The organism is Lentzea alba, from assembly GCF_047445655.1.
Lineage (GTDB): Bacteria > Actinomycetota > Actinomycetes > Mycobacteriales > Pseudonocardiaceae > Lentzea > Lentzea alba_A.
In genome coordinates this window covers 205,254-229,588 of sequence record NZ_JAJAEG010000007.1, presented here as the reverse complement: position 1 = coordinate 229,588, position 24,335 = coordinate 205,254, and the positions used below count along the sequence as shown (strand labels likewise).

Sequence of the window (24,335 nt, the reverse complement as noted above, 5' to 3'; positions counted from 1 at the left end):
AACATGTCGAACCACGCGGACGAGAGGCGGGGATCACAGTGTCGGTGAAGGTGTGGGTGGCGGTGGCGACGGCGTTGCTCGCCGTCCTGCTGGTGCCACCGCTGCTGACGCCGGGTGCGGACAGCGGCGACGGCAGCCAGGTGCGGGCGTTGCGGGTGCTCGTGCCGAACGCGCCCGGCGGCGGCTACGACATCACGGCCAGGACCGCGGCCAAGGCCATGGAGGACGCTGACCTGCTGCGCAACGCCGAGGTGTTCAACCTCCCCGGCGCCGGCGGCACCGTCGGACTCGGCCGCACGGTCGGTGAACGCGGCAACGGCAAGCTGATCATGTCGATGGGCCTCGGCGTCGTCGGCGCGGTGTACACGAACAAGTCGCCGAACTCGCTGCTCGACACGACCCCGATCGCGAAGCTGATCGAGGAACCGGACATCGTCGTGGTCGCGAAGGACTCGCCGTACACGTCGATGCAACAACTCGTGGACGCGTGGAAGGCCAACCCCGGCACCGTGACGGTCGGCGGTGGTTCGGCTCCCGGCGGACCTGACCACCTGGCTCCGATGCTGATCGCGAAGGCTGTGGGCCTGCAGCCGAAGACGGTCAACTACATCCCGTTCGACGGCGGTGGCGAGCTGCTGGCCAGCGTCCTGGGCGGCAAGGTCGCGTTCGGCGTCTCGGGCGTCGGCGAGTACCGCGACCAGATCCAGGCCGGCACGTTGCGGGTGCTCGCGGTGACGAGCAAGGACCGCATCAAGGGCATCGACGCCCCCACGCTCAAGGAGTCCGGTGTGGACGTCGAGTTCACCAACTGGCGCGGCATCGTCGCGCCACCGGGCATCACGCAGACCGACCGCGACAAGCTGGTCGACCTGTTCGCGCGGCTCCAGAAGACGCCGCAGTGGGCGGATGCGTTGCAGCGCAACGGCTGGACTGACGCCTTCGCACCGGGAGATCAGTTCAAGACCTTCCTGGAAAACGAGAACAAGCGGGTGGCAACGGTGCTGAAGGACTTGGGGCTGGCATGACCGCGACCAAGAGTTCACCCAAGATGTGGTTGCGAGAACGATCTGAGCTGGGCATCTCGGCTCTGCTGGTCCTGCTCGGCGTGCTGGTGTTGACCGACGCGCTGCGCATCCCCACGGACTTCGCCCAGCGCGGCCCGGTCGGCCCGAAGGCGGTGCCGGTCCTGGTCGGCTCGCTGCTGCTGGTCGTCGCGGTGCTGCTGGCCCGTGACGTGCTGCGCGGCGGCCGCGGCGAGGCGGAGGGCGGCGAGGACGTCGACCTGTCCGCACCCGCCGACTGGCGCACGGTTCTGCTGCTGTGCGGTGCCTTCCTCGCGAACGCCGCGCTGATCGGCGTGGTCGGGTTCCCGATCTCCGGCGCGATCCTGTTCTGGGGCGCCTCCTACGCCCTCGGCAGCTGCAACCTGGTGCGCGACCCGTTGATCGCGGCCGGGATGTCGGTCGTGACGTTCCTGGTGTTCAACAACCTGCTCGGCGTCCCGCTCCCCGGTGGCCCGTTGATGGAGGTGTTCTAGGTGGAACAACTGCTCGACGGCTTCGCGACCGCGCTGACGCCGACACATCTGCTGTTCGCCGCGATCGGTGTCCTCCTGGGCACCGCGATCGGCGTCCTGCCGGGCATCGGCCCGGCGATGGCCGTGGCCCTGCTGCTGCCGGTCACCTACGGCATGGAGCCGACCGGCGCGTTCATCATGTTCGCGGGCATCTACTACGGCGGCATGTTCGGCGGTTCGACGACATCGATCCTGCTGAACACACCGGGTGAGAGCGCAGCGGTCGTCACAGCCTTCGAAGGCAATCCCATGGCCCGCAAGGGACGTGGTGCGCAAGCGCTTGCCGCGGCTGCGATCGGCCACTTCATCGGCGGCATCGTCGGCACGATGCTGATCGTCCTGCTGGCGCCGTTCGTCGCCAAGCACGCCGTGGACATCGGTGCGCCGGACCTGTTCGCGATCATGGTGCTGGCCTTCATCGCGGTCACCTCGGTGCTGGGCGCGTCCCGGATCCGCGGCGTGGCGTCGTTGCTGATCGGCCTGACGCTCGGCCTGGTCGGGCTCGACGAGATGACCGGCCAGCAGCGCCTCACGTTCGGCTCGCTGCACCTCGCGGACGGCATCGACGTCATCGTGGTCGCGGTGGCCCTGTTCGCGGTCGGCGAGGCCCTGTGGGTCGCGGCGCACCTGCGGCGCAAGGCGTTCGAGCCGATCCCGGTCGGCCGGCCGTGGCTGTCCCGGAGCGACTTGAAGCGCACCTGGAAGCCGTGGCTGCGCGGCCCGGTGATCGGGTTCCCGTTCGGCGCGATCCCGGCCGGCGGCGCGGAGATCCCGACGTTCCTGTCGTACGTGACGGAGAAGCGGCTCTCCAAGCACAAGGACGAGTGGGGCAAGGGCGCCATCGAGGGCGTCGCGGGCCCGGAGTCGACGGCCTCGGCGTCCGCGGCCGGCACGCTGGTCACGATGCTGACGCTCGGCCTGCCGACCACGGCGGTCGCGGCCGTGATGCTCGCGGCGTTCCAGCAGTACGGCATCCAGCCCGGCCCGTTGCTGTTCCAGCGCGAAGCCGGCCTGGTCTGGGCGTTGATCGCGTCGCTGTTCATCGGCCTGACGCTGCTGCTGGTGCTGAACCTGCCGCTCGCGCCGTTGTGGGCGAAGCTGCTGCGGATCCCGCGGCCGTACCTCTACGCGGGCATCCTGTTCTTCGCCTCGGTCGGCGCGTACGCGGTGAACGCGGACATCTTCGACCTGCTGCTGATGTTCGTGATCGGCCTGCTGGGCTTCGGGATGCGCCGCTACGGCCTGCCAGTGCTGCCGGCGATCATCGGCGTGATCCTCGGCCCGGCCGCGGAACAGCAGATGCGCCGGTCGCTGCAGCTCTCCGACGGGTCGCTGACCGGTCTGGTGAACAGCCCGATGGCGATCATCGTCTACGTCGTCATCCTGCTGATCGTGTTCTTCCCGCTGATCAAGCGGTTCCTGCCGAAGCCTCCAGCGGCGGCGGCGCCGGAACGCGAGAAGATCGACGCCTGATCGCACTGGGAACGAGGCCCCCGCTCCGAAACGAGCGGGGGCCGTCTCATGCGCTGCGCATGATCAGGATCGCGAACGGCTTGTCGTCCTCCGGCCCGCTGACCGCGACCTCGATCTGCTCGCGCAACGTCGCCCACAGCTCCATCACGCGGGCGACCTGAGGCTCGGGCAGTCCGCAGATCGTCACGAACGCCCGCACCTGCTGGGGCTTCGTCGGGAGCTTCTTCCGGTCGAGCAATGAGTAGACCTGGCTGCGCGGCAACAGCCGCTGGCCCGCCCGCCGGGAGATCTCCGGCAGTGTCAGCCCCGATCTCACCTGGATCAACCGCATCAGGTCGATGAACTCGGCCTCGGTCGCCGCTCGCAGTTCGGCGGTCGACGTCGCGATCAACGGCTGCGCCGGCTGCGGGTCGATGCCGAGCTCGGCCCCGAGAATCGCGCCGACCTCGCGGTACGCCGCGATCGCCTCCGCGCGCCGTCCAGGTCTCGACAGACCGCCCAGGAGCTGCGCCCAGAGACGGTTCAGGCGTTCGAGCGGATCGCCCTCCGGGTAGGTCATCGCTGCTCGTCCTGCCAGATCACCACCGGGCTGCCTGGAGGCAGCGGGCCGAACCTCGCGGAGAACGGGCGGCTGCGGCCCAGCGTGACCGTCACGGCCAGCACGGCACTCGTCGTCGACACGGCGACGACCGGTGAGTGGTCGTGCGCGAGCATCCACGCGGTGAAGACGAACGCGGTCGTCGCCAGCATTACCGTGCCTGTGCCGGAGGTGGCGCACCGCCGGCGGGGGTGCAGTGCCCCGCCATAGGGGGTGGTGGTCATCAGAAACTCCTGGAAGGGGGCCGGCGCAGGCGTCACCGCGCCGGGAGGACCAACTGATTTGCAGAACAGCGAAAGCCGGATGTGCGGAAAGCGTCCGTGTGGGCAATTGGCGTTGCCGTCGGACTCGGCGACATAACGGCTCGAGCACGAGCATGTCACTCACACGGGTGATTGCCAACCGAATCGGCGTCCAGGTTTTCATGTCCCGCACAACGGTGTCCAACCCCGTCCAATCAGGTCCAACTGACCAGTTTCTGGCAACTTTTTCCTCACCGCTGACCACGTTGTGGTCGATTGGTCGTATTGGCCACGTCCAATGCGGTCCAACTCTCTGGCTGGAGCTGTGGTGGACCGTTAGGCTCGCGGACGTGCCGGAATGCTATTCCGGTGGTGTGGAAACCCTTGGCCTGGCTTTGGACCAGCTGAGCAGCGGGCGCGGCCTCCTGTTGGCGCGGGAGGCCGTCACGCGCCGCCACTGCTCCACCCACCCGTCCAGCGCCTCGGCCGGCTCTCCGCAGCCGGTGAGAAAGGCTCTCAGCGGCTCTTCCTGCTTCGGGGGCCGGAAGGTGCACATCACGTGTGCGCTGCTCTTCGCCAACGCCAGGTTGCCGGCGTTGATCGAGACCTGCCGGTAGGACAGCCTTCTCGACCGTCGGAGTTCGTTGAGTGCGTCAACGAATTCGGTAGGTGTGGTGGCGCGACATGCCATCGCGAACGGACTGTCGTCCTCGCTGGGCGACATCGTGTTCGATCCTCCTGCTTGCGGCGTTCTTCTCCCTTTCCTGCGTCGGCTGTAACGGGCAGGACCGCGCCAGCGAGAAAGAGAGTGTGTTCGACTGTGAACGCGGATACTACCGCCGTGTCCAGCGTCTATGTCGAGTCGACGATCTGCGCCTGGATATTCCATGATCGGCGAACTGTGGAAATTTCAGCAGGACAATCGTTCGCTTAGTTCGTTCGGGCAGATCAGCGAGTTGTTCGACCTCTGATTGGTTCGTACCAAATGGAAATGGCCGCCCTGTTCGCTGAAATGCGGACAGAGCGGCCGTTGGGCCGAACAGATCAGCCGTGGGTCGGGAAGCCCAGGTTGACGCCGTGCTGCTGCGGCCACCGCGCCGTGATCGCCTTGGCCCGCGTGTAGAACCTCACGCCCTCGGCGCCGTGCACGTGCGTGTCGCCGAACAACGAGTCCTTCCAGCCACCGAACGAGTAGTAGGCCATCGGCACAGGGATCGGCACGTTGATGCCGACCATCCCGACGTGCACGCGTCGCTGGTACTCGCGGGCGGCCAGGCCGTCGCCGGTGTAGATCGCGGTGCCGTTGCCGTACTGGTTGCTGTTCACCAGCTCCAGCGCGTCCTCGAACGTGTCGGCGCGGACGACCGACAGCACCGGGCCGAAGATCTCGTCGGTGTAGATCGTCATGTCCTTCGTGACGTGGTCGAACAGCGTCGGCGCGAGCCAGAAGCCGTTCTCCGCACCTTCCGGCGCATAGCCACGTCCGTCGACGACCAACGACGCACCGGCCGCCTCACCGGCATCCACATAGGACCGAACCTTGTCCCGGTGCACACCGGTGACCAGCGGGCCCATCTGAGCTGATGGATCGGTGCCGGGCAGCACGGACGGGTGCAGGTCTCGGGTGCGGTCAGCGATCTTCGACACCAGCTCGTCACCGGTCTCACCGACGGCGACGACCACCGAGATCGCCATGCAGCGCTCGCCGGCAGACCCATAACCGGCGGAAACGGCGGCGTCGGCGGCAACGTCGAGGTCGGCGTCCGGCAGCACGACCATGTGGTTCTTCGCGCCGCCCAACGCCTGCACGCGCTTCCCGGCCGCGGTGCCGCGCGAGTAGACGTGCCGCGCGATCGGGGTCGAGCCGACGAACGACGCCGCCGAGACGTCCGGGTGGTCGAGCAGGGCGTTGACCGCGAAGGCGTCGCCCTGCAGGACGTTCAGCACGCCGTCGGGAAGCCCGGCCTCCTGGAAGAGCTCGGCGAGCCGCACGGAAGCCGAAGGGTCGCGCTCGGAAGGCTTCAGCACGAAGGTGTTCCCGGTCGCGATGGCGATGGGGAACATCCACATCGGCACCATCACCGGGAAGTTGAACGGCGTGATGCCCGCGACCACGCCCAGCGGCTGGCGCAGCGAGTACGCGTCGACGCCGCGCGAGACCTGCTCGGAGTGCTCGCCCTTCAAGAGCTGCGGGATGCCACAGGCGAACTCGACGACCTCAAGGCCGCGCTGCACCTCACCGGCGGCGTCGGAGAGCACCTTGCCGTGCTCGGACGTGATGATCTCCGCCAGCTCGGCGCGTGCCTCGTGCAGCAGGTGGCGATAGGCGAACAGGATCCGTGAACGCGTCGACAGCGAGGACTCGGACCAGGACTGCGCGGCCTTCAACGACGAGGACACCGCCAGGTCGACGTCTGCCTGCTCGGCCAGCACGACCTGTGCCGCAACCTCCCCGGTCGCGGGGTTGAAGACGTCGGACGTGCGGGACGACACCCCCGTGGTGCGGGCGCCGTCGATCCAGTGGGGGATGGTGGTGCTCAACGCGGTCCTCCTGGGGGAGCTGTCGTGTTGCGAACTACGAGAGAGGGGTTGAGGAGATGGCGCACGGGTTCGGTGCGCTCTTCGCGGACCCGTTGCAGCAGGGCGACCGCGGCCAACCGGCCGAACTCGGCACGGGGCTGGTCGATCGTGGTGAGCGAAACGTGGCGAAGAGCCGCCAGTGACGTGTTGTCGTACCCCACAACGGAAACGTCCTCAGGAACGCGCAACCCGGCGTCTTCCAAAGCTGAAATAGCGCCGACGGCGTTGAAGTCGTTGCAGGACAGGATGGCCGTGGGCAGGGCGTCATCAGCGATCAACGAACGGATCGCCCGCGCGCCGGCCACATCGGTGTACTCGGAGGAAACGATCTGCGGTTGCAGCCCGTGCGCTTCCATGGCCGTGACGTAGCCGCGCCGACGAGGCCCGGCCTGAGTGCCTTCACCGCCGTCTAAATGGGCGATGCGCTTGTGCCCCAACGACACCAGGTGGTCGATCGCCAGCCGCGCACCCTGCTCGCCGTCGTCGTTGACCGTGTCCACAGTGGACACGCGCGACGACCGGGCGACGAGCACGATCGGAAGCTGTTCCGCGGCTTTGCCGATGGCGGTGGCGGGAACGACAGGCGACAGCAGAATCAACCCGGCGGGGCGGAAGGACTGCAGCGACTCCAGCGCGCGGCGCTCACGGGCGGGCGAGCGGCCGCCGGTGTTGATGATGATGTCGAACCCCTGCTCGCGCGCCACCTCGTCGATGCCGTCCACGACCTCCGCGAAGAAGGCGTTGTGCAGGTCGGACACCATCACGCCGAGCACGGTCGAAGTGCGTGAAGCCAACGACCTGGCCATCGCGTGCGGTGAGTACCCCAGCTCCTCCGCGGCCTTCAGAACAGCAGTGCGTCGCGCCTCGCTCACCTTGGGTGAGTTGCGCATGACCAGTGACACCAGTGCGCGGGACACGCCCGCGCGCAGAGCGACGTCTTCCATCGTCGGCCTGACCACCTGGAACCACCTCCCCTCCGTCACGAGCAGGAAACCCACCCTTGACACCCGTGTGACTGAAGCTACAGCATTAGAGCGCTCCAACCAATAGAGCGCTCTAACACATCACAGCCACGAACAGGGGAAACCTGCGATGCGGATCGGAGTAGCAGGTGTCGGCAGGATCGGCACCATGCATGCGACCAACCTCGCCGCACTGGATCGAGTCGACGAGGTGCTTCTCTTCGACCCGGTGCCCGGCAGGGCAGCGCAGGCGTCGGCGGAGCTCAAGGGAACAACCGCGGTCGACGACCTCGACACGCTGCTCGGCAGCGTCGACGGCGTCCTGCTCGCCACCCCGACGAACACCCACCCCGAGATGCTCCGCGCCGCGATCGGCAAGGGTGTCCCCACGCTGTGCGAGAAGCCGATCGCGAGCGACCTCGCCGAGATGACCGCGCTGGTCGAGGACGTCGAGAAGTCCGGCGTGGAGGTCCTCGTCGGCTTCCAGCGCCGCTTCGACCCGGCCATCTACGAGCTGAACCGCCGCATCCGTGCGGGCGAGGTCGGCGACATCTACCTGGTCAGGGCGGTCGGCAACGACGCCAACCCGCCCGACTTCTCCTACCTGCCCGCGTCCGGCGGTATCTTCCGCGACCTGCTGATCCACGACCTGGACTGCGTGCCGTGGCTGGTCGGCGAGCCGGTCGTCGAGGTCTACGCGAGTGGCTCGGTCCTGGTGCATCAAGCGTTTGCGGACGCCGACGACGTGGACAACGCGGTCGTGATGCTGAAGTTCGCGGGCGGCGCGCACGCCACGTTGGCCGGCGGCCGGCACGACCCGGTCGGCTACGACCACCGCATCGAGGTGCTGGGCAGCAAGGACTCCCTGGTCGCCGGCGTCGACGCGCGCACCCCGCTGAACTCGCTGGAGCCCGGCGGCCACGTGGCCGGACCGGACGCCTACCCCGGTTTCCCGGAGCGCTTCCACCGCGCGTACGTGAACGAGATGAACCTGTTCACGCAGGTCATCAAGGGCGAGGTCGCGAACCCGTCACCGGCGCGGGAGAGTTTGATCAGCCTCCGCCTGGCTGAAGCGTGTGAGCAGTCGCGCCGCACCGGCGCACCGGTGAAGATCGAGGGGAACTAGGCATGGCGAAGATCGCTGGGGCACCGATCTCCTGGGGCGTGTGCGAGGTTCCCGGCTGGGGCAACGTCCTGCCCAGCACGACGGTCCTGAACGAGATGCACGAGCTCGGCCTCGTGGCCACCGAGCTCGGCCCGCCCGACTACCTGCCCGCCGACCCCGGCGCGTTGAAGGCGCTGCTCAGCGAGTTCGAACTGACGCTGGTCGGCGGCTTCCTGGCCGTCCCCCTGCACACGGACGTGCAGTCCACTCTGGACGAAGCCGACCGCGTGGCCGCGATCCTGAAGGCAGGCGGTGCCGAGGTGCTCGTGCTCGCCGCCGCGACGGGTCTGGACGGCTACGACGAGACCCCTCAGCTCAGTGACGACGAGTGGAACACCCTCGTCGACACCTGCGCGAAGATCCGTGAGATCGCCGCCAAGCACGGGCTCAAGACCGTGCTGCACCCGCACGTGGGCACCCACGTCGAGCGGGAGGCCGAGGTCGAACGGTTCCTCGCGGACTCCGATCTCCAGCTCTGCCTGGACACCGGCCACCTCCTCATCGGTGGCACGGACCCGGTCGAGCTGGCGCGCCGCTACCCGGACCGGATCGGTCACGTGCACCTCAAGGACGTGCGTGACGAGATCGCGGCGAAGGTGCGCAGCGGCGAGCTCAGTTACACCGATGCCGTGGAACAGGGCATCTACGTGCCGCTCGGGGACGGCGACGTGGACGTGGAAGCGCTGGTGAAGCTCGTTCAAGAGGCGGGCTACACCGGATGGTTCGTGCTTGAGCAGGACACGCAGCTCAAGGATGGAAGTCCTGTGGACAAGCCACTGAAGGACACCGCGCGCAGCCTCGCGCACCTCGGAAAGATCCTCTGAAGGGACTGGAGACGATGAAGTCTCGCTTGGTCATCCGTGCGGGCGTTGCTCTCGCCGGTGTTGCTCTACTCGCCGCCTGTAGCGGTCCCACTGGTACGAACAGCCAGAACACGCAGAACAACAGCGCTCCGGCCACCGGTGACCTCAAGGTCGCGGTGATCACGCACGGCACCGCGGGTGACGCGTTCTGGAGCGTGGTGAAGGTCGGTGCGGAGGACGCGGGCAAGCAGCTCGGCGTCGGCGTCACCTACAACTCCGACGGCGACCCCGGCGCCCAGGCGAAGCTGATCGACAACGCCGTGTCGCAGAAGGTCGGCGGCATCGTGGTGTCGATGGCGAACCCGGACGCGTTGAAGACGTCCATCGAGAACGCGGTGAAGGCCGGCATCCCGGTCATCACGATCAACTCCGGCGGCGGCAAGAGCGCCGAGTTCGGCGCCATGGCGCACGTGGGCCAGGAGGAGTCGATCGCCGGTGAGGAAGCCGGCAAGAAGCTCAAGGCCGCCGGCAAGACCAAGCTGCTGTGCGTGATCCACGAGGCCGGCAACACGGGCCTCAACCAGCGCTGCGACGGTGCCCGCACCGGTTTCGGCGGCCCGGTGGAGAACCTGCAGGTCGACATCTCCAACCCGACCGACGTCGAGGCCCGCATCAAGGCCAAGCTGCAGTCCGACACCGCCGTCGACGGCGTGCTCGCGCTGAACCCGCAGGTCGCCGTGAACGCGTCCACCGCGGCCAAGGGTGCGAGCTCGAAGGCCCAGGTCGCGACGTTCGACCTGAACGCCGACGTGGTCAACGCGATCAAGTCCGGTGAGGTCCTCTTCGCGGTCGACCAGCAGCAGTACCAGCAGGGCTACCTGCCGATCGTGATGCTGAAGCTCTTCCGCGACAACGCCAACACCCTCGGTGGTGGCAAGCCCGTCCTGACCGGTCCCGGCTTCGTCGACAAGTCCAATGTGGACAAGGTCGCGGAGTACGCCAAGAACGGCAAGAGGTAAGGAGGAGGCGGGGAGATGACCGTGACGGCCAAAGCTCCACCGGCTGCCGACGAACGGCTCAGCAAGCCGAGGTTGCTAGACCAGCTGGTCGTGCGACCGGAGATCGGCGCCATGCTCGGCGCACTGCTCGTGTTCCTGTTCTTCTCCGTGGTCACCGAGCAGTTCCTGAGCCTGGGCGGTGCCGCCACCTGGCTGGACGACGCCTCCATGCTCGGCATCATGGCGGTCGCGGTGGCGCTGCTCATGATCGGCGGCGAGTTCGACCTGTCCGCCGGTGTCATGACCGCGTCCACGGCGCTCGTCACGGCTCTCCTCGCCACTCAGCTGGGTCTCAACGTCTGGCTGGCCCTGTTGGTGTCGCTCGCCTTCGCGTTGTCGGTGGGCGCGTTGAACGGCTGGCTCGTGATGCGCACGGGCTTGCCGAGCTTCATCGTGACGCTGGGCAGTTTCCTCGCGTTGCAGGGCCTCAACCTCGGCGTCACGCGGCTGGTGACCGGCAGCGTGCAGGTGTCGGGCATGCGGGAGACCGCCGGCTACGAGTCGGCCGGGTTCCTGTTCGCGTCGACGTTCCAGATCGGCGGCACCAGCTTCTACGTGTCGATCATCTGGTGGGTCCTGTTCACCGTCATCGCGTCGACCATCTTGGTGCGCACGAAGTTCGGTAACTGGATCTTCGCGATCGGCGGTGCCGCGCAGAGTTCGCGTGCGGTCGGTGTGCCGGTCGTGCGGTCGAAGATCCTGCTGTTCATGACCACGGCGTTCGCGGCGTGGCTGGTCGGCTCGATCAACATCCTGCGCTACGCGAGCGTGCAGGCGAACCAGGGCATCGGCCTGGAGTTCCAGTACATCATCGCGGCGGTCATCGGCGGCTGTCTGCTGACCGGTGGCTTCGGTTCCGCGGTGGGCGCGGCGATCGGCGCGCTGATCTTCGGCATGGCGCGGCAGGGCATCGTCTACGCCGGTTGGAACAGCGACTGGTTCCAGCTGTTCCTCGGCGTGATGCTGCTGGCCGCCGTGCTGGTGAACAACATGCTTCGCCGTCGGGCGGAAAGGGTGAAGCGATGACAGCGCTCATCGAGACCGAGAACATCGGCAAGACCTACGGCAGCGTCATCGCCCTGAGCGATGTGTCCACTGTGGTCAACGCCGGTGAGGTCACCTGCGTGCTCGGCGACAACGGTGCCGGCAAGTCGACCCTGATCAAGATCCTGGCCGGAGTCCATCAGCACGACCAGGGCTCGTTCAAGGTCGAGGGCAACGAGATCAAGTTCTCGTCGCCGCGCGAGGCCCTGGACCACGGCATCGCGACCGTGTACCAGGACCTCGCGGTCGTGCCGCTGATGTCGGTGTGGCGCAACTTCTTCCTGGGCTCCGAGCCGACGACTCGCTTTGGATTCCTGGACCGGCGCAAGGGCCGGGAGATCACCAAGAAGGCGTTGTCCGACATGGGCATCGACCTGCGGGACGTGGAACAGCCGGTCGGCACGCTGTCGGGTGGTGAACGGCAGTGCGTCGCCATCGCCCGCGCGGTGTACTTCGGCGCCAAGGTGCTGATCCTGGACGAACCGACGGCGGCGTTGGGCGTGAAGCAGGCCGGTGTGGTGTTGAAGTACGTGGCCCAGGCGCGTGATCGCGGCCTCGGCGTCGTGCTGATCACCCACAACCCGCACCACGCCTACCCGGTCGGCAACCGGTTCCTGCTGCTCAAGCGCGGTCGTGCGTTGGGCAGCTACGAGAAGAACGAGATCGACATCGGGGAGCTGACGCGGCAGATGGCCGGCGGTGCCGAACTGGAAGCGCTGGAGCACGAGCTGCGGGGTGTCGAGGCGTGACCTCTCTGGAAGTGCTGACCGTCGGCCGGGTCGGGGTCGACCTCTACCCGGAGCAGTCCGGGGTGCCGCTGGCTCAGGTCAGCACCTTCGCCAAGTCGCTCGGCGGGACCGCGACCAACGTCGCGGTCGCCGCCGCGCGGCTCGGCCGTCGTGCGGGTGTGCTGACGAAGGTCGGTCCGGACGGCTTCGGCACCTACGTTCGTGAGGCGCTGGAAGGGTTCGGGGTGTCGTCGAAGCACGTCGGCACCTCGCGGGATCTGCTGACACCGGTGGTGTTCTGCGAGCTCAACCCGCCGGCGGACCCGCCGTTGCTGTTCTACCGGCTGCCGATCGCGCCGGATCTGACTTTGTCCGAGGACGACGTGCCGTGGGACGTCGTGCGGGACGTGCCGCTGTTGTGGGTCACCGGCACCGGCGTTTCCGCTGAACCTGCCCGTACCAGTCAACGGATGATGTTGGCGAGCCGGGCGCGGCACGGGCACACCGTGCTGGACCTGGACTACCGGCCGATGTTCTGGCCGGACGTCGAGACCGCACGCGCCGAGATCAGCTGGATGCTCGACCACGTGACGGTCGCCGTGGGCAACCGGACCGAGTGCGAGGTCGCTGTCGGCACGTCCGATCCGGATCTCGCCGCTGATCGGCTGCTGGCTCGCGGCATCTCGTTGGCGCTGGTCAAGAAGGGTGCCGAGGGCGTTCTCGTGGCCACGCCCGAGGGCCGCTGGACGGTCGAGCCGAACCTCGTGGAGGTCGTGTGCGGGCTCGGTGCCGGCGATGCGTTCGGCGGGTCGTTGGTGCACGGCCTGTTGTCGGGCTGGGACCCGGTGAAGATCGCCCGCTACGCCAACGCGGCCGGCGCGATCGTGGCGTCGCGGCTGGCCTGCGCGGACGCGATGCCGGATCAGAAAGAGATCGAGGAGCTGCTGTGATCACCGATGGGCAGTGGCGCGAACTGCTGTGGCGGCGGGCGGAGGACCCCGGCTCGATCAGGCGGGCCTACCAGGCGCGCAAGCGGCGCAACTCGTTGCTGAACGGCAAGTCCACGCTGTTCCTGGTCGCGGCGGACCACCCGGCGCGTGGTGCCCTGGGTGTCGGCGGCGACCCGCTGGCGATGGCCGATCGGCGGTCGCTGCTCGACCGGTTGCTGACAGCGCTGGCGAATCCCGCGGTCGACGGCGTGCTCGGTACACCGGACGTGATCGAGGATCTGCTGTTGCTCGACGGCCTGAACGAGCGCGTGGTCATCGGCTCGATGAACCGCGGCGGCCTGGCCGGTGCGGACTGGGAGATCGACGACAGGTTCACCGCCTACGACGCGTCGTCCATCGCGTCGTTCGGGCTGGACGGCGGCAAGATGCTGCTGCGCCTGGTCGACTCGGACCCCGGCACGATTCCCACGCTGGAAGGCTGTGCGCGGGCCGTCACCGAACTCGCGGAGCACGGCCTGATGGCGATGGTCGAACCGTTGCCGTACAAGCGTGATCACAACGACAAGCTGGTGCTGCAGAAGGATTCCGCGGCCCTTTCGCGCGCCTCGGCCGTTGCTGCCGGGCTCGGTGCGACCTCCGCGTACACCTGGCTGAAACTGCCCGCGCCGGGCGAGCCGGATGTCGTGCTGGACACCACCGCGTTGCCCGCTTTGGTGCTCGGTGGCGTGCCTTCGGCGAATCCCGAGGACGACCTCGCGTCGTGGGGCCGCTCGCTGCGCCACCCGACCGTGCGCGGCCTGGTCGTCGGCCGCGCGCTGCTCTACCCGCCGGACGGCGACGTCGCCGCCGCCGTTGCCGCCGCCGCCGAAATCCTGCGTACCGCGAAGGGGATCACGGTATGACCCTGCACCGTCCACACGGGACGCTCTCGACCGCCGCCGAGGTCGTTCACCTCATGCCGGAGGACGCGGGTTGGACCTACACCGGGTTGCGCGTGCTGCGGATCGAGGCCGGTTGGGTGCACACGATCGAGACCGGTGAGTTCGAGGCGTTCGTGCTGCCGCTGGCCGGATCTCTGACGGTCGAGGTCGACGACCTCAGGTTCGAGCTCCAGGGTCGTGACTCGGTGTTCACCCGTGTCACGGACTTCGCTTACGTGCCACGGGACGCTTCGGTCGTTCTGTCCTCTGAGGACGGATGTGAGGTCGCTCTGCCGATGGCGCGCTGTGAGAATCGCCTGGCGCCGAAGTACGGCCCCGCGGACGGGGTTCCGGTCGAGGTTCGCGGCTCTGGAAACGCCACCCGGCAGGTCACCAACTTCGGCGTGCCAGGCGTGTGGGACCACGCGGACAAGCTCAACGCGTGCGAGCTGATCACCCCCGACGGCAACTGGTCCTCGTACCCGCCGCACAAGCACGACTCCTCCGAGCCGTGTGAGGTCGAGAACGAAGAGATCTACTACTTCCGGATCGCGGACAGGGATGGCGTGACGCCTTCGCGGGTCGGCTTCGGTTTCCACCGCACGTACACCGACGACGGCACGATCGACGAAGACGTGACCGTGCGCGACGGCGACGTGTTCCTGATCCCGCGCGGCTACCACGGCCCGTGCGTCGCGGCGCCGGGATATCCCATGTACTACCTCAATGTTCTTGCCGGTCCCGGTGATGAGCGCTCGATGGCGTTCTGCGACGACCCGGCGCACACCTGGGTCCGCGACAGCTGGGCCGACCAGGAGCTCGATCCGCGCTGTCCCGTGACGACTTCTGAAGGACGGGTCAAGTGAAACTCACGACCGCACAGGCACTCGTCCGCTGGATGCTCGCCCAGCGCACCGAACTGCTCGACGGCTCGCAGGCCCCGCTGTTCCCCGGCGTGTTCGCGATCTTCGGCCACGGCAACGTGCTCGGCCTGGGCAACGCCCTGGAAGAAGCCCGCGACCGCATGCCGGTCTGGCGCGGCCACAACGAACAGGGCATGGCCCTGGCCGCAGTCGGCATCGGCAAGGCCACCCACCGCCGCCAGGTGGGCGTCGCCACGTCGTCGATCGGCCCCGGCGCCCTGAACATGGTCACCGCGGCCGGCGTCGCCCACGCCAACCGCCTGCCCCTGCTGCTTCTGCCCGGCGACACCTTCACCGGCCGCGCCCCCGACCCCGTGCTGCAACAGGTCGAGCACTTCCACGACCCGACCACAACGGTCAACGACGCCTTCCGCGCGGTCAGCCGCTACTTCGACCGCATCACTCGCCCCGAGCAGCTCTTGTCGACGCTGCCGCAGGTGGCGCGCGTCCTGACCGACCCGGCCGACTGCGGTCCCGTGGTGCTGGCGCTCCCGCAGGACGTCCAGGCCGAGTCCTACGACTTCCCCTCCGCGTTGTTCGAGCCGGTGGTCCACCGCCCGCTGCGCCAACGCCCCGACCTGCAGGCCCTGGCCGAAGCCGCGCGTGCGATCCGTGGCGCTTCACGGCCTTTGCTGGTCCTGGGCGGCGGCGTCCGCTACTCCGGTGCCGCCGGCCGCGCTCTGCGGTTCGCCGAACAGCACGGCATCCCTGTCGCGGAGACCACCGCGGGCCGCACGTTGGTCCCACACGACCACCCGCTGCACGCCGGCCCGCTCGGCATCACGGGTTCGACGTCGGCGAACGTCCTGGCCGGTGAGGCCGACCTGGTCATCGCGGTGGGCACCCGCCTGCAGGACTTCACCACCGCGTCCTGGACCGTCTTCTCCCCCGACGTCCACCTGGTGTCGCTCAACGCGGCCCGCTTCGACGCCGTGAAGCACGGTTCGTTCGCCCTGGTGGCCGACGCCGACGAGGGCCTGCGCGAACTGACCGACGTGCTCGGCTCCTGGCAGGCCCCGGCCGACTGGGCCCGCCAAGCCCTGACCGAGCGAGCGAAGTGGGACCACCACATCACTTCGCTGCGCCGACCTTCCGCCGGTCTGCCCACCTACGCCCAGGTCGTCGGCGTCGTGAACGACGTCAGCGGCCCAACGGACTACGTGATGACGGCATCCGGCGGCCTGCCAGGTGAGCTGATCGGCGGCTGGCGGGCCAAGGGTGAGTCCACAATGGACGTCGAATACGGCTTCTCCTGCATGGGCTACGAACTGGCCGGTGCCTGGGGCGCCGCCATCGCCCACACCGAGGGCGTCGTCACCACCCTGCTGGGCGACGGCTCGTACCTGATGCTGAACTCCGAACTCTTCTCCGCCTCCTTCGCCGGCCACGGCTTCGTGGCGGTCGTCTGCGACAACGACGGCTACGCGGTGATCCACCGCCTGCAAACGGGCCAGGGCGGCGCGGGCTTCAACAACCTCTACGCCGACTGCACGACCGGCCACTCCGAACCGCCACGGACGGACTTCGCAGGTCACGCCGCCGCGTTGGGTTGCGCGGTGTTCCCCGTGGACTCTCTGGGTGACCTCGAAGGCGCCTACCGCAAGGCCCGCGAAGTGGCGGTCAGCGAGAAACGCCCGGCTGTCGTCGTGATCCGCACGCACCCGTCGTCGTGGACGGAGGCCGGGGCTTGGTGGGAGGTCGGCGTGCCGGAGACCTCGCACCGGCAGGAGATCGCGGCAGCCCGGGAGGAAGTGCTCGAAGGCAAGGCCAGGCAGGTCCGCTACCTGAGCTGAACTCCAACAGCGGATACCGCCGCGCCGAGGTCGTGAGTCAGGATTGCCGACCATGGCGCGGCGGACCGCGTGGCTCGGGGCGGCTGGCGTTGCCGGTGGCCTGATCGCGCTCGGCGTGGTCGTGTTCGTCCCGCTGATGGTGTATCCGCTGGCGCCCGGTATCGACCTCGGACACGTGACCGAACCTCAGTCCAGGGTCGTGGTCCAGCAGGGGCAGTTGCAGAGCAACCTGCGTTCCTCGCTGCTGCAGTTCTTCGGCGGGTTGCTGGTCGTGGCCGGCGCTGCGGCGACCTGGCGTCAGGTTCAGGTCAACAGAGACGGGCAGATCACCGACCGGTTCAGCCGCGCGGTCGAGCACCTGGCCAACAAGAACCGGGACGTCCGGATCGGTGGGCTTTACGTGCTGGAGCGGATCGCGAAGGACTCGCCACAGGACCGCCGGTTCGTCCAGGTCACCATGGGCAACTTCCTGCGCAACAAGTCGCCCTGGGCGGTCGGGTCGCCCAAAGGTCCGGAGCACCCGACACCGACCGTCGACGGAAACCTGCAGTGGTTGCGCCTGCGTGCCCCTGACGTCCAAGCCGCCGTGACCATCCTCTCCCGGCTGCCGATGGCACGCGACGCTCCTCCTCTGCTCTTGTCGTACGCCGACCTGCGCAGTGTCCAACTGGAGGACGCGCGGCTCACCGGAGCGGTCATCCGGCGGTCCAACCTCGCTCGCGCAAGGCTGCGGGGAACCCGGATGGACGGCTGCGACCTCGAAGCCACCGACCTCCGGAAGGCCAGCCTGAGGAACGCGAGCCTCCGGAACTCCTCGCTTCGCAACGTGTACCTCGAAGGTGCGGACCTTCGAGGGGCCGATCTGCAGGGCGCGGACCTCCGCGGCGCGCACGCCGACGCCGAGACCATCTGGCCGCCGGAACTCACCCCGGAAGCCCTCCGTCAACGCGGCGTGATCGTCCAGTGACTGAGACAACCCCACCGTTGGGAACAACACGCTGACAGCGGGTCCTTGAACGGTTCGTAGGCCTACGAACCGTTCAAGGGAGCTTCCCGTGAGCTTGCTCTTCACCCCGCTGCAACTGCGCTCGGTCACCCTGCCCAACCGCATCGCGGTGAGCCCGATGTGCCAGTACTCGGTGACAGCGGAGGACGGTGTGCCGACCGACTGGCACCTGGTGCACCTCGGCAGCAGGGCAGTCGGCGGTGCCGGCCTGGTGATCGCCGAGGCCACGGCGGTCGAGCCGCGCGGCCGGATCTCCGCGCAGGACGTCGGCATCTGGAACGACGAGCAGGTCGAGGCCTGGAAGCGGATCACCAGGTTCATCAAGGAGCACGGCGCCATCCCCGGCATCCAGCTCGCGCACGCCGGCCGCAAGGCGTTCGGTGACTGGGTCCCGGTCGCGCCGACCACCGAGCCGTTCCCCGGCCTGAACACGCCGGAGAAGCTCGAAAGCCACGCAGGCATCGTCAAGGCGTTCGTCGAGGGCGCCCTGAAAGCGATCGAAGCCGGGTTCGAGGTCCTGGAGATCCACGCGGCGCACGGCTACCTGCTCCACGAGTTCTACTCGCCGCTCACGAACGAGGGCAGCATCGAGGAACGCATCGCCGTCCCCGTCGAGGTCACCGCGGCCGTGAGGGCAGCGGTCGGCTCGGACGTGCCGGTGATCGTGAGGATCTCCGGCACCGACTGGGTTGACGACGGCTGGACTGCCGACGACAGCGTTGTGCTGGCACAGGCGCTCAAGGCCGCGGGTGCGGACCTGATCGACGTGTCCAGCGGTGGCAACACCGCGCAGGCGGAAATCCCGATCGGGCCCGGCTACCAGGTGCCGCTCGCCGAGGCGGTGCGACGCAAGGCAGATGTGCCCACGGGTGCGGTCGGCCTGATCACCGAGGCGAAGCAGGCCGAACAGGTGTTGCTCGACGGTGCCGCTGACCTGGTGCTGCTTGCGCGCGAGATGCTCCGCGACCCGTACTGGCCGCTGCGCGCGGCTCAGGAGCTGGGTGTGGAGGTCAAGGCGCCGCGGCAGTACGCCAGGGCGTTCTGAAAGAGCCCTCAGAGTTCAAGGGCTGGGCGCCGGAAGACCGGTTGCCCAACCCTTGAACCCCGAAGGCTGAATTCAGCGACGGTAGTCGTCATAATCGTCGTACGGGTCGTCGTGTGGCTCATCGCCACCACCACTCCCGTTCGACGGCATTTCGCCACCAGACAGCTCGCGCTGCAGAGCAGCGAAGTCGGTCTCATGAGAGCTGTACTTGAGCTCCCTGGCGACCTTCGTCTGCTTGGCCTTCGCTCGGCCGCGCCCCATGGCTCGACCCCCTCGCACAGGGACGGGGGCGGCCGGGGGAACGGCGGCCCCACTCGTCTCGACAACTAGTTCCTGGTAACTACCGTACCGTGCCGATGGGGTTCCTCGCGACGCGGTAGGCGTGACACGTACCGCCAAATCTCGCGGCCGCCCTCGCGTGGAAGGATGCACAGGTGCCCAGACCGTTCGTCGCCTACCTACGGGTGTACGAACCGTTATCGGTCTTGGACGCACCGCTAGCGGACAAGGTCAGAAAAGCCCTGGAAACAGGCCCTGTGCCCCGCGCGGAGGTAGGAGAGCGCGAACGGGAACTGTGGTTGCGATCACAGTTGGCCAAAAAGCTCCTGCCGGGCGAGTCCTTCGACGTCATGACGATCAGTCCGGCCGAGGTGCCCACGTCTGAAGCGGCGCGTGTCGGTGCGGGACCTCTTGTCTGCCCTCTCGACCTCCGGGCGCGCTCCGCGGCGGCTCTGGTGGGCTTCCTGGCCTCTTCTCCGCCGGTCCTGCAGGACGCGGCGCTGAACCTCGCCCCGGAAACGGTCCGATCGCGGGCCTCGGCCGTGATGGCCGAACTCTCGGCCGGAGCGGTCCACGTGATCTCCACGACCTGGACGGTGCCGCTGCCGTGGTTCTCCATGGTCGACCCGGCCCAGCGCCGCGTGGTGCTGGCGAGCGCCCAGGACGACCCGGAGCGCCAGGTCTCGTGGCGGGTGGCGATGGCGGACGCACGCCGGCGTGTCGCACGGGCGTTGAAGGTCGTCAAGAACGCGCTGGGCGAGGACGGACCGGCCAAGATCCTCGCCGACACCGGGCGCTGGCTGGAGCACTTCCACCCGCACTCCGCCGTCGAGCTCGACTACGGCGGCCTGGTCCAGCTCCTCGAGGACAAGGACCTGCTGGAGGACACCTCGGCGGCCGACGTCAACGCCATCGTCGACGCGCTCGAAACGGGTGACGCCGAGGAGGTGGCGTTGCGCTACGAGACGCTTCGCGAGTTCTGGGGCGAGCTGGCCCGCAGGGAACGCCACGGCTGAAGCAGCACCCGCGCGGCCACGGCGGCCACCGCTGCCAGCACCATCGCCGCAGGCCACGCCACGTAGACGGCCACGAAGCTCGCGACGAACGGCGTCAGGGCGGCGCTGAGGTAGTTCGCCGAGTTCTGCATGGCGATCGCGGTGGCGCTGCGGCCGTCCGGCGCGAGCTCGCCGGCCTCGGTGACCGCCAGGCCGTTCCAGCACAGCGCGAACGCGCTCGCCGGCACCAGCACCGCCACCAGCACCGGCAACGGCGCCTGATCCAGCACGGCCACCAGCACGAACCCGCTCGCGGTGATCATCGAGACGATCTTCAACGGCCCGATCCGGCTGCGCACCCGGTCCGACCACACGCCGACCGCCAGTCGTCCGGCCCCGCCGAGTGCCTGCGCGACACCGAACACGGCCGCGGCCGCTGTCACGCTCATGCCGCGGTGCTCGTGCAGGAGGGGCACCAGCAGCGCGGTGGCGGTGAACTGGGGCACCACGAGCAGCCCGCTGGCGAGCGACAGCCGCAGCAACCTGGGGTCCTTGAGCACCAGCCCGTGGTCCGAGCCCGCTCGGATCGCGCCGGGAGGTTCCCGCACCAGCAAGGCCACCGCGAGCGCCACGAACGCCGTCACGCCGGCCAGTGCGACGAACGCCGTGGGCACCCCTGCCGAGATCGCGATCCCGGGCAGCACGGCCGCGGTGAGCGCGGCACCGAGCGGGGTCGCCGTCTGCCGGACCCCCATCGCGAAGCCACGTGATCCGCTGCTGAACCACGACATCACCGCCCGGCCGCTGGCCGCGTTGACGCTGGCCCCGAAGAGCCCGGCGCCCAGCAACGCGAGACCGGCGATCCAGGCGTTGCCCAGCGCCACCGACAGCAGGCAGGCGGCCGCACCAAGGCCGCCGATGGTCATCACGAGCCGTTCGCCGCGTTTGTCCGCGACGACTCCCCACGGCACGAGAGCGATCATCGTGCCGAGATTGACGGCACCGAGAAGTAGCCCCACCTGGGGCAACGTCAAGGAGAAGTGCTGCTGGAGCTGCGGGCTGATCGCGGGCAGGCCGAGGAAGATGGCCGCGTTCGTGCCCTGCGCCAAAGCGCCGATGGACAGCACGACCCAGCGATACCCCATGGGGGCACGCTAGGTCCGCTGCTCAGAAAGTGGAACGACCGTCCCAGATGCTGGGAGTCAGCTCTTGCGCCGGTGATGCCCGCGCTCGGCCGCCAGCAGCTCGTCCACCGACGCACTGCCGCGCTGGTAGCGCGACGCGATCTCGGCGTTGAGCTTGTCGACGACCACCTGCACCTCGCGCCGCCGCACCGACACCGACGCCTCTTCGGAGATGAACGTCTCCAGCACCTCGCCGAGGCGGGCGTCGGCCAACGAGCTCACGTCGGAGAGGTCCACGTCGGAGATGAGCGCCTCGACGTGCCGTTGGTGCGCATCAGCACGTGACGGCTCATGGGTTTGATACCGGCCTAGACCAGTTGCCGGACCAACGGCATTGGTCGACAGGATCGTGGCCAGCTGCTCCACCACCGCCGAGCCGCCGGAGCTGCGACGCTCCTGTTCCGCGCGCACGATGTCGATCCGCGCGTGCAGAAGCCGCCGCAGGTAGGACAGGTCGGTCTCTTCCTGCGCTGCCTCGTCGCGGAGTTCGCGCACCTCGACGAGCGGGCGCTGCTCGACGCCCTCCGTGTAGTCGGGGGCGAGCACCCGGTCGATTCGGCGGCGCCCGCCAGGACGCACCTCGATCACGTGTCCATCCTGCGGTAGATCCTCCTCACCCGCCAACACATCCCATGCACCAAACTTGTCTCAAATGTGCACGCCCAGCAGCTTGCGCGCCTCATCGGGCGACAAGGCCGGTCGCTGAGCGATCTTCGCGAGACCTGCCGCACGGGCCACGAGCTGTGCGTTGTCCCGAACGGGCACGCCTCGCGAGTAGCTGATCGTGTCTTCCATACCCACTCGGAGGTGCCCACCCGCACCCAGTGCGGTGAACATCACCGGCAGCGTGGTCCTGCCGATCCCGGTGGCGGAAAAGGTTGCCCCGTCTGGCAGAGCGTTGACTGCGGCGACCAGCGTCGCGGAGTCGCCGGGCATGCCGCCGGGCACTCCCATCACGAAGTCGACGTGCACGTGACCGCCCGCGGGCAGGCCGTGCTGGTCCAGCAGGCGCTTCAACGACGCGAGCTGGCCGATGTCGAAGATCTCGTACTCCGGCACGATGCCGCGTTCCTGCATGCCCTTGTGCAGCGCGACGATGAACTCCCAGCGGTTCATGAACACGTCGTCGCCGAAGTTGACAGTGCCCATCGTGCAGGACGCCGAGTCCGGCATCGCTTCGAGCACGCGCAGCCGGTTCTCCTCCGGGTCGTGCACGGATCCGCCGGTCGACAGCTGGACGACGAGGTTGGTCTGCTCGCGAAGAGCCTCGACGGTGGCTTTGAGAAGACCGAGGTCCAGCGACGGCTTGGTGTCCGCGCCACGGATGTGGACGTGGATCATCGCCGCGCCGACCTGCTCGCAGCTCTGCGCCGTCGAGACCAGCTCTTCCAGGGTCACTGGAAGCTGCGGGACGTCGGCTTTCGCGTGTTCCGCTCCGGTGGGAGCGACCGTGATCAGCGTGCCCTGGGACATGTCCCGGAACTCTAGGGCTCAGCCCCGCAGGTTGCGAACAGCTTCCCTGCCGAGACCAGGGGTGTCCGGCGGTACGGAGTCCGGGTCGATTCGCGCCTGAACTTCCCGTTCGGGAGCACCCGCGACCAGCTCGGACTCGACCGACACAGACCGCTTGACCAGCGCCAACGCGATCGGGCCCAGCTCGTGGTGCAACACCACACTGCCCACCCGGCCGACCACGCGGCCGTCCAGCGTCACCGGGTCACCGGTCTCCGGCTGCGCGTCCGCAGAACCATCCAGGTGGAGTAGGAGCATCCGGCGCGGCGGACGGCCCACGTTGTGGACCTTGGCGACCGTCTCCTGACCCCGGTAGCAGCCCTTGTTCAGGTGCACGGCCGGGTCGATCAGGTTGACCTCGTGCGGGATCGTGCGCTCGTCGGTGTCGACGCCCTGGCGCGCCCGCAGTGACTCGACCCGCAGCGCCTCGAACGCGAAGCTGCCCGCCGGGCGTGCGCCGGCGTCTGTGATCCGGTGCCACCACTCGGCCAGGGAGGCGCGCGGCACCAGCAGGTCGAACGAGCTCTGACCAGGCCACGAGGTCCGGCGCACGAAGCCCTCGCCGAGCGCGGTGACATCAGCGGGCACCGGGAGGTCCAGCTTCTCCAGCAGCGCGACCGCGTCCGGTCCGATGATCGACAGGAGCGCGAACTCGCCCGTGGCGTCGCGCGGCTCGACCTTCGACCAGAAGACCATCTTCTGCAGGTACTTCAGCAGGTCGTCGACCTTCTCGACGTCCAGGAACACCGTGCCGCCGACGTTCGCGACGACCATGTGGTGCTCCAGCCGGCCCTGCGCGTCGAGGATCAGCGCCTCGGTCGCGGCACCCTCGCCCAGCTGCTCGAAGTGCTGGCTCGTGAGCTGGTGCAGCCACTTGAGCCGGTCCTCGCCGGGGATCGCGATGACACCCCGGTTCGAGCGGTCCACGACAACGACGGAACGAGCTGCCGAACGTTGCTCGGCGAACGGGTCGCCGTAGTGCCAGGCAACGCCTGCGTCGGTGGAATCGTCGGGCGGCGGGACGGCTCCGGGGAGGGTCACTCGGTCTCCTGCTCCTGCTTCAAACAGTCACGGCAAGTGCCGGACAGCGCGAGATGGCTTGCATCGAGTTCAAACCCGTCGCGTTCCCGCAATGTTCCGACCAGCGGGTCGAGAAGCTCACACGGGATCTCGTCGATCCGTCCGCAGACGTGGCACACGAGGTGCACGTGCTGGTGGTCGTCGACCGAGTAGTTCGGCGCACCGTGGCCGAGGTGCGTGTGCCGAACCAAGCCGAGCCGGTCGAGCAGGTCGAGCGTGCGGTAGATCGTGGTGATGTTGACCGTCGGCGCGGTCTCCTGGACGCGCTGGCAGATCTGCTCGGGCGTCGAATGCCCGAGCGACCTGACCGCGTCCAGCACGAGCTGACGCTGCGGCGTCATCCGCATGCCGCGGTCGTGCAGCGTTTTGCGCAGGCCTCTTGCGGTCTCCACACCACCGATGTTAGTAGGCTCGGACGT

26 protein-coding genes are annotated in these 24,335 nt (G+C 68.3%); 15 read left to right on the top strand and 11 right to left on the bottom strand.

The annotated features are described in order from the left end of the window. Positions 1 to 56 precede the first annotated feature (56 nt). The 3 genes from LFM09_RS13905 to LFM09_RS13895 are packed head-to-tail and all read left to right on the top strand — an operon-like array spanning position 57 to position 3,049. Positions 57 to 1,025, top strand: a complete 969-nt coding sequence (locus tag LFM09_RS13905) for a Bug family tripartite tricarboxylate transporter substrate binding protein (protein WP_414096938.1) — start codon at positions 57 to 59, stop codon at positions 1,023 to 1,025. Continuing rightward, entirely contained in the window at positions 1,022 to 1,537 is a 516-nt protein-coding gene (locus LFM09_RS13900) for a tripartite tricarboxylate transporter TctB family protein (RefSeq protein ID WP_414096816.1), read from the top strand. Before LFM09_RS13905 ends, LFM09_RS13900 begins: the two co-directional genes overlap by 4 nt. Further along, a complete protein-coding gene (locus tag LFM09_RS13895) occupies positions 1,538 to 3,049 on the top strand; it encodes a tripartite tricarboxylate transporter permease (RefSeq protein WP_414096815.1) in 1,512 nt (503 codons plus the stop codon). It abuts the gene before it with no gap. A 46-nt stretch (positions 3,050 to 3,095) separates the two neighbouring features. On the opposite strand, the gene LFM09_RS13890 is transcribed toward LFM09_RS13895, so the two are convergent. From LFM09_RS13890 to LFM09_RS13870, 5 genes are all read right to left on the bottom strand, one after another. Further along, the gene (locus tag LFM09_RS13890) at positions 3,096 to 3,608 is read right to left on the bottom strand and encodes a BTAD domain-containing putative transcriptional regulator (RefSeq protein WP_414096814.1); all 513 of its coding nucleotides are present in this window, start codon (positions 3,606 to 3,608) and stop codon (positions 3,096 to 3,098) included. After that, a complete protein-coding gene (locus LFM09_RS13885; RefSeq protein ID WP_414096813.1) occupies positions 3,605 to 3,871 on the bottom strand; it encodes a hypothetical protein in 267 nt (88 codons plus the stop codon). Before LFM09_RS13885 ends, LFM09_RS13890 begins: the two co-directional genes overlap by 4 nt. A gap of 379 nt (positions 3,872 to 4,250) precedes the next feature. Beyond that, positions 4,251 to 4,613, bottom strand: a complete 363-nt coding sequence (locus LFM09_RS13880) for a hypothetical protein (protein ID WP_414096812.1) — start codon at positions 4,611 to 4,613, stop codon at positions 4,251 to 4,253. Positions 4,614 to 4,933: 320 nt separating this feature from the next. Continuing rightward, the gene (locus tag LFM09_RS13875; protein ID WP_414096811.1) at positions 4,934 to 6,430 is read right to left on the bottom strand and encodes a CoA-acylating methylmalonate-semialdehyde dehydrogenase; all 1,497 of its coding nucleotides are present in this window, start codon (positions 6,428 to 6,430) and stop codon (positions 4,934 to 4,936) included. After that, positions 6,427 to 7,428, bottom strand: a complete 1,002-nt coding sequence (locus tag LFM09_RS13870; protein ID WP_414096937.1) for a LacI family DNA-binding transcriptional regulator — start codon at positions 7,426 to 7,428, stop codon at positions 6,427 to 6,429. Before LFM09_RS13870 ends, LFM09_RS13875 begins: the two co-directional genes overlap by 4 nt. A gap of 133 nt (positions 7,429 to 7,561) precedes the next feature. Between LFM09_RS13870 and LFM09_RS13865 the strand changes: the two genes are divergently transcribed. The 11 genes from LFM09_RS13865 (at position 7,562) to LFM09_RS13815 (ending at position 18,866) form a co-directional block, all read left to right on the top strand. Further along, positions 7,562 to 8,557 carry a Gfo/Idh/MocA family oxidoreductase gene (locus LFM09_RS13865; RefSeq protein WP_414096810.1) on the top strand — a complete coding sequence of 332 codons (996 nt, stop codon included), beginning with the start codon at positions 7,562 to 7,564 and terminating at the stop codon, positions 8,555 to 8,557. A gap of 2 nt (positions 8,558 to 8,559) precedes the next feature. Continuing rightward, entirely contained in the window at positions 8,560 to 9,420 is an 861-nt protein-coding gene (locus LFM09_RS13860) for a TIM barrel protein (RefSeq protein WP_414096809.1), read from the top strand. Between the two features lie 14 nt (positions 9,421 to 9,434). Further along, positions 9,435 to 10,418, top strand: a complete 984-nt coding sequence (locus LFM09_RS13855) for a sugar ABC transporter substrate-binding protein (protein ID WP_414096808.1) — start codon at positions 9,435 to 9,437, stop codon at positions 10,416 to 10,418. 15 nt (positions 10,419 to 10,433) lie between these two features. After that, the gene (locus tag LFM09_RS13850; protein WP_414096807.1) at positions 10,434 to 11,483 is read left to right on the top strand and encodes an ABC transporter permease; all 1,050 of its coding nucleotides are present in this window, start codon (positions 10,434 to 10,436) and stop codon (positions 11,481 to 11,483) included. Continuing rightward, positions 11,480 to 12,250 carry an ATP-binding cassette domain-containing protein gene (locus tag LFM09_RS13845; protein WP_414096806.1) on the top strand — a complete coding sequence of 257 codons (771 nt, stop codon included), beginning with the start codon at positions 11,480 to 11,482 and terminating at the stop codon, positions 12,248 to 12,250. The genes LFM09_RS13850 and LFM09_RS13845 overlap by 4 nt, the downstream gene beginning before the upstream one ends. Beyond that, the gene (gene iolC, locus LFM09_RS13840) at positions 12,247 to 13,179 is read left to right on the top strand and encodes a 5-dehydro-2-deoxygluconokinase (RefSeq protein WP_414096805.1); all 933 of its coding nucleotides are present in this window, start codon (positions 12,247 to 12,249) and stop codon (positions 13,177 to 13,179) included. The genes LFM09_RS13845 and iolC overlap by 4 nt, the downstream gene beginning before the upstream one ends. Next, complete coding sequence (locus LFM09_RS13835) at positions 13,176 to 14,081, top strand: aldolase (protein WP_414096804.1); 906 nt, start codon at positions 13,176 to 13,178, stop codon at positions 14,079 to 14,081. The genes iolC and LFM09_RS13835 overlap by 4 nt, the downstream gene beginning before the upstream one ends. Continuing rightward, positions 14,078 to 14,965 (top strand): 5-deoxy-glucuronate isomerase, encoded by an 888-nt coding sequence (iolB, locus tag LFM09_RS13830; protein WP_414096803.1) that lies wholly within the window; start codon positions 14,078 to 14,080, stop codon positions 14,963 to 14,965. The genes LFM09_RS13835 and iolB overlap by 4 nt, the downstream gene beginning before the upstream one ends. Then, positions 14,962 to 16,815 (top strand): 3D-(3,5/4)-trihydroxycyclohexane-1,2-dione acylhydrolase (decyclizing), encoded by a 1,854-nt coding sequence (iolD, locus tag LFM09_RS13825; protein ID WP_414096802.1) that lies wholly within the window; start codon positions 14,962 to 14,964, stop codon positions 16,813 to 16,815. The genes iolB and iolD overlap by 4 nt, the downstream gene beginning before the upstream one ends. A 52-nt stretch (positions 16,816 to 16,867) precedes the next feature. Then, positions 16,868 to 17,782 carry a pentapeptide repeat-containing protein gene (locus LFM09_RS13820; RefSeq protein ID WP_414096801.1) on the top strand — a complete coding sequence of 305 codons (915 nt, stop codon included), beginning with the start codon at positions 16,868 to 16,870 and terminating at the stop codon, positions 17,780 to 17,782. Between the two features lie 88 nt (positions 17,783 to 17,870). After that, complete coding sequence (locus LFM09_RS13815; RefSeq protein ID WP_414096800.1) at positions 17,871 to 18,866, top strand: NADH:flavin oxidoreductase/NADH oxidase; 996 nt, start codon at positions 17,871 to 17,873, stop codon at positions 18,864 to 18,866. Between the two features lie 72 nt (positions 18,867 to 18,938). On the opposite strand, the gene LFM09_RS13810 is transcribed toward LFM09_RS13815, so the two are convergent. Then, entirely contained in the window at positions 18,939 to 19,127 is a 189-nt protein-coding gene (locus LFM09_RS13810) for a DUF3073 domain-containing protein (RefSeq protein ID WP_414096799.1), read from the bottom strand. Positions 19,128 to 19,300: 173 nt separating this feature from the next. Between LFM09_RS13810 and LFM09_RS13805 the strand changes: the two genes are divergently transcribed. Further along, a complete protein-coding gene (locus tag LFM09_RS13805) occupies positions 19,301 to 20,161 on the top strand; it encodes a hypothetical protein (protein ID WP_414096798.1) in 861 nt (286 codons plus the stop codon). Here LFM09_RS13805 and LFM09_RS13800 read toward each other — a convergent pair. Genes LFM09_RS13800 through LFM09_RS13780 form a run of 5 tightly spaced genes read right to left on the bottom strand, consistent with a single transcriptional unit; the run spans position 20,104 to position 24,263 of the window. Continuing rightward, complete coding sequence (locus LFM09_RS13800; protein ID WP_414096797.1) at positions 20,104 to 21,285, bottom strand: MFS transporter; 1,182 nt, start codon at positions 21,283 to 21,285, stop codon at positions 20,104 to 20,106. The two genes, LFM09_RS13805 and LFM09_RS13800, sit on opposite strands and share 58 nt — an antisense overlap. A gap of 57 nt (positions 21,286 to 21,342) precedes the next feature. Beyond that, positions 21,343 to 21,912 (bottom strand): aerial mycelium formation protein, encoded by a 570-nt coding sequence (locus tag LFM09_RS13795; protein ID WP_414096796.1) that lies wholly within the window; start codon positions 21,910 to 21,912, stop codon positions 21,343 to 21,345. Between the two features lie 60 nt (positions 21,913 to 21,972). Continuing rightward, complete coding sequence (locus LFM09_RS13790; RefSeq protein ID WP_414096795.1) at positions 21,973 to 22,797, bottom strand: 3-keto-5-aminohexanoate cleavage protein; 825 nt, start codon at positions 22,795 to 22,797, stop codon at positions 21,973 to 21,975. 18 nt (positions 22,798 to 22,815) lie between these two features. Next, the gene (locus tag LFM09_RS13785) at positions 22,816 to 23,877 is read right to left on the bottom strand and encodes a YgfZ/GcvT domain-containing protein (protein WP_414096794.1); all 1,062 of its coding nucleotides are present in this window, start codon (positions 23,875 to 23,877) and stop codon (positions 22,816 to 22,818) included. Further along, positions 23,874 to 24,263: a Fur family transcriptional regulator gene (locus LFM09_RS13780; RefSeq protein ID WP_414096936.1), complete on the bottom strand. Its 390-nt coding sequence runs from the start codon at positions 24,261 to 24,263 to the stop codon at positions 23,874 to 23,876. The genes LFM09_RS13785 and LFM09_RS13780 overlap by 4 nt, the downstream gene beginning before the upstream one ends. Between the last annotated feature and the right edge of the window lie 72 nt (positions 24,264 to 24,335).

Excerpts from the sequence above, each read along its gene's own strand:
- LFM09_RS13900 (WP_414096816.1), top strand. The coding sequence starts at position 1,022 with ATGACCGCGACCAAGAGTTCACCCAAGATGTGGTTGCGAGAACGATCT.
- LFM09_RS13890 (WP_414096814.1), bottom strand. The coding sequence starts at position 3,608 with ATGACCTACCCGGAGGGCGATCCGCTCGAACGCCTGAACCGTCTCTGG.
- LFM09_RS13885 (WP_414096813.1), bottom strand. The coding sequence starts at position 3,871 with ATGACCACCACCCCCTATGGCGGGGCACTGCACCCCCGCCGGCGGTGC.
- LFM09_RS13880 (WP_414096812.1), bottom strand. The coding sequence starts at position 4,613 with ATGTCGCCCAGCGAGGACGACAGTCCGTTCGCGATGGCATGTCGCGCC.
- LFM09_RS13865 (WP_414096810.1), top strand. The coding sequence starts at position 7,562 with ATGCGGATCGGAGTAGCAGGTGTCGGCAGGATCGGCACCATGCATGCG.
- LFM09_RS13860 (WP_414096809.1), top strand. The coding sequence starts at position 8,560 with ATGGCGAAGATCGCTGGGGCACCGATCTCCTGGGGCGTGTGCGAGGTT.
- LFM09_RS13855 (WP_414096808.1), top strand. The coding sequence starts at position 9,435 with ATGAAGTCTCGCTTGGTCATCCGTGCGGGCGTTGCTCTCGCCGGTGTT.
- LFM09_RS13850 (WP_414096807.1), top strand. The coding sequence starts at position 10,434 with ATGACCGTGACGGCCAAAGCTCCACCGGCTGCCGACGAACGGCTCAGC.
- LFM09_RS13845 (WP_414096806.1), top strand. The coding sequence starts at position 11,480 with ATGACAGCGCTCATCGAGACCGAGAACATCGGCAAGACCTACGGCAGC.
- iolB (WP_414096803.1), top strand. The coding sequence starts at position 14,078 with ATGACCCTGCACCGTCCACACGGGACGCTCTCGACCGCCGCCGAGGTC.
- LFM09_RS13820 (WP_414096801.1), top strand. The coding sequence starts at position 16,868 with ATGGCGCGGCGGACCGCGTGGCTCGGGGCGGCTGGCGTTGCCGGTGGC.
- LFM09_RS13810 (WP_414096799.1), bottom strand. The coding sequence starts at position 19,127 with ATGGGGCGCGGCCGAGCGAAGGCCAAGCAGACGAAGGTCGCCAGGGAG.
- LFM09_RS13800 (WP_414096797.1), bottom strand. The coding sequence starts at position 21,285 with ATGGGGTATCGCTGGGTCGTGCTGTCCATCGGCGCTTTGGCGCAGGGC.
- LFM09_RS13790 (WP_414096795.1), bottom strand. The coding sequence starts at position 22,797 with ATGTCCCAGGGCACGCTGATCACGGTCGCTCCCACCGGAGCGGAACAC.
- LFM09_RS13780 (WP_414096936.1), bottom strand. The coding sequence starts at position 24,263 with ATGCGGATGACGCCGCAGCGTCAGCTCGTGCTGGACGCGGTCAGGTCG.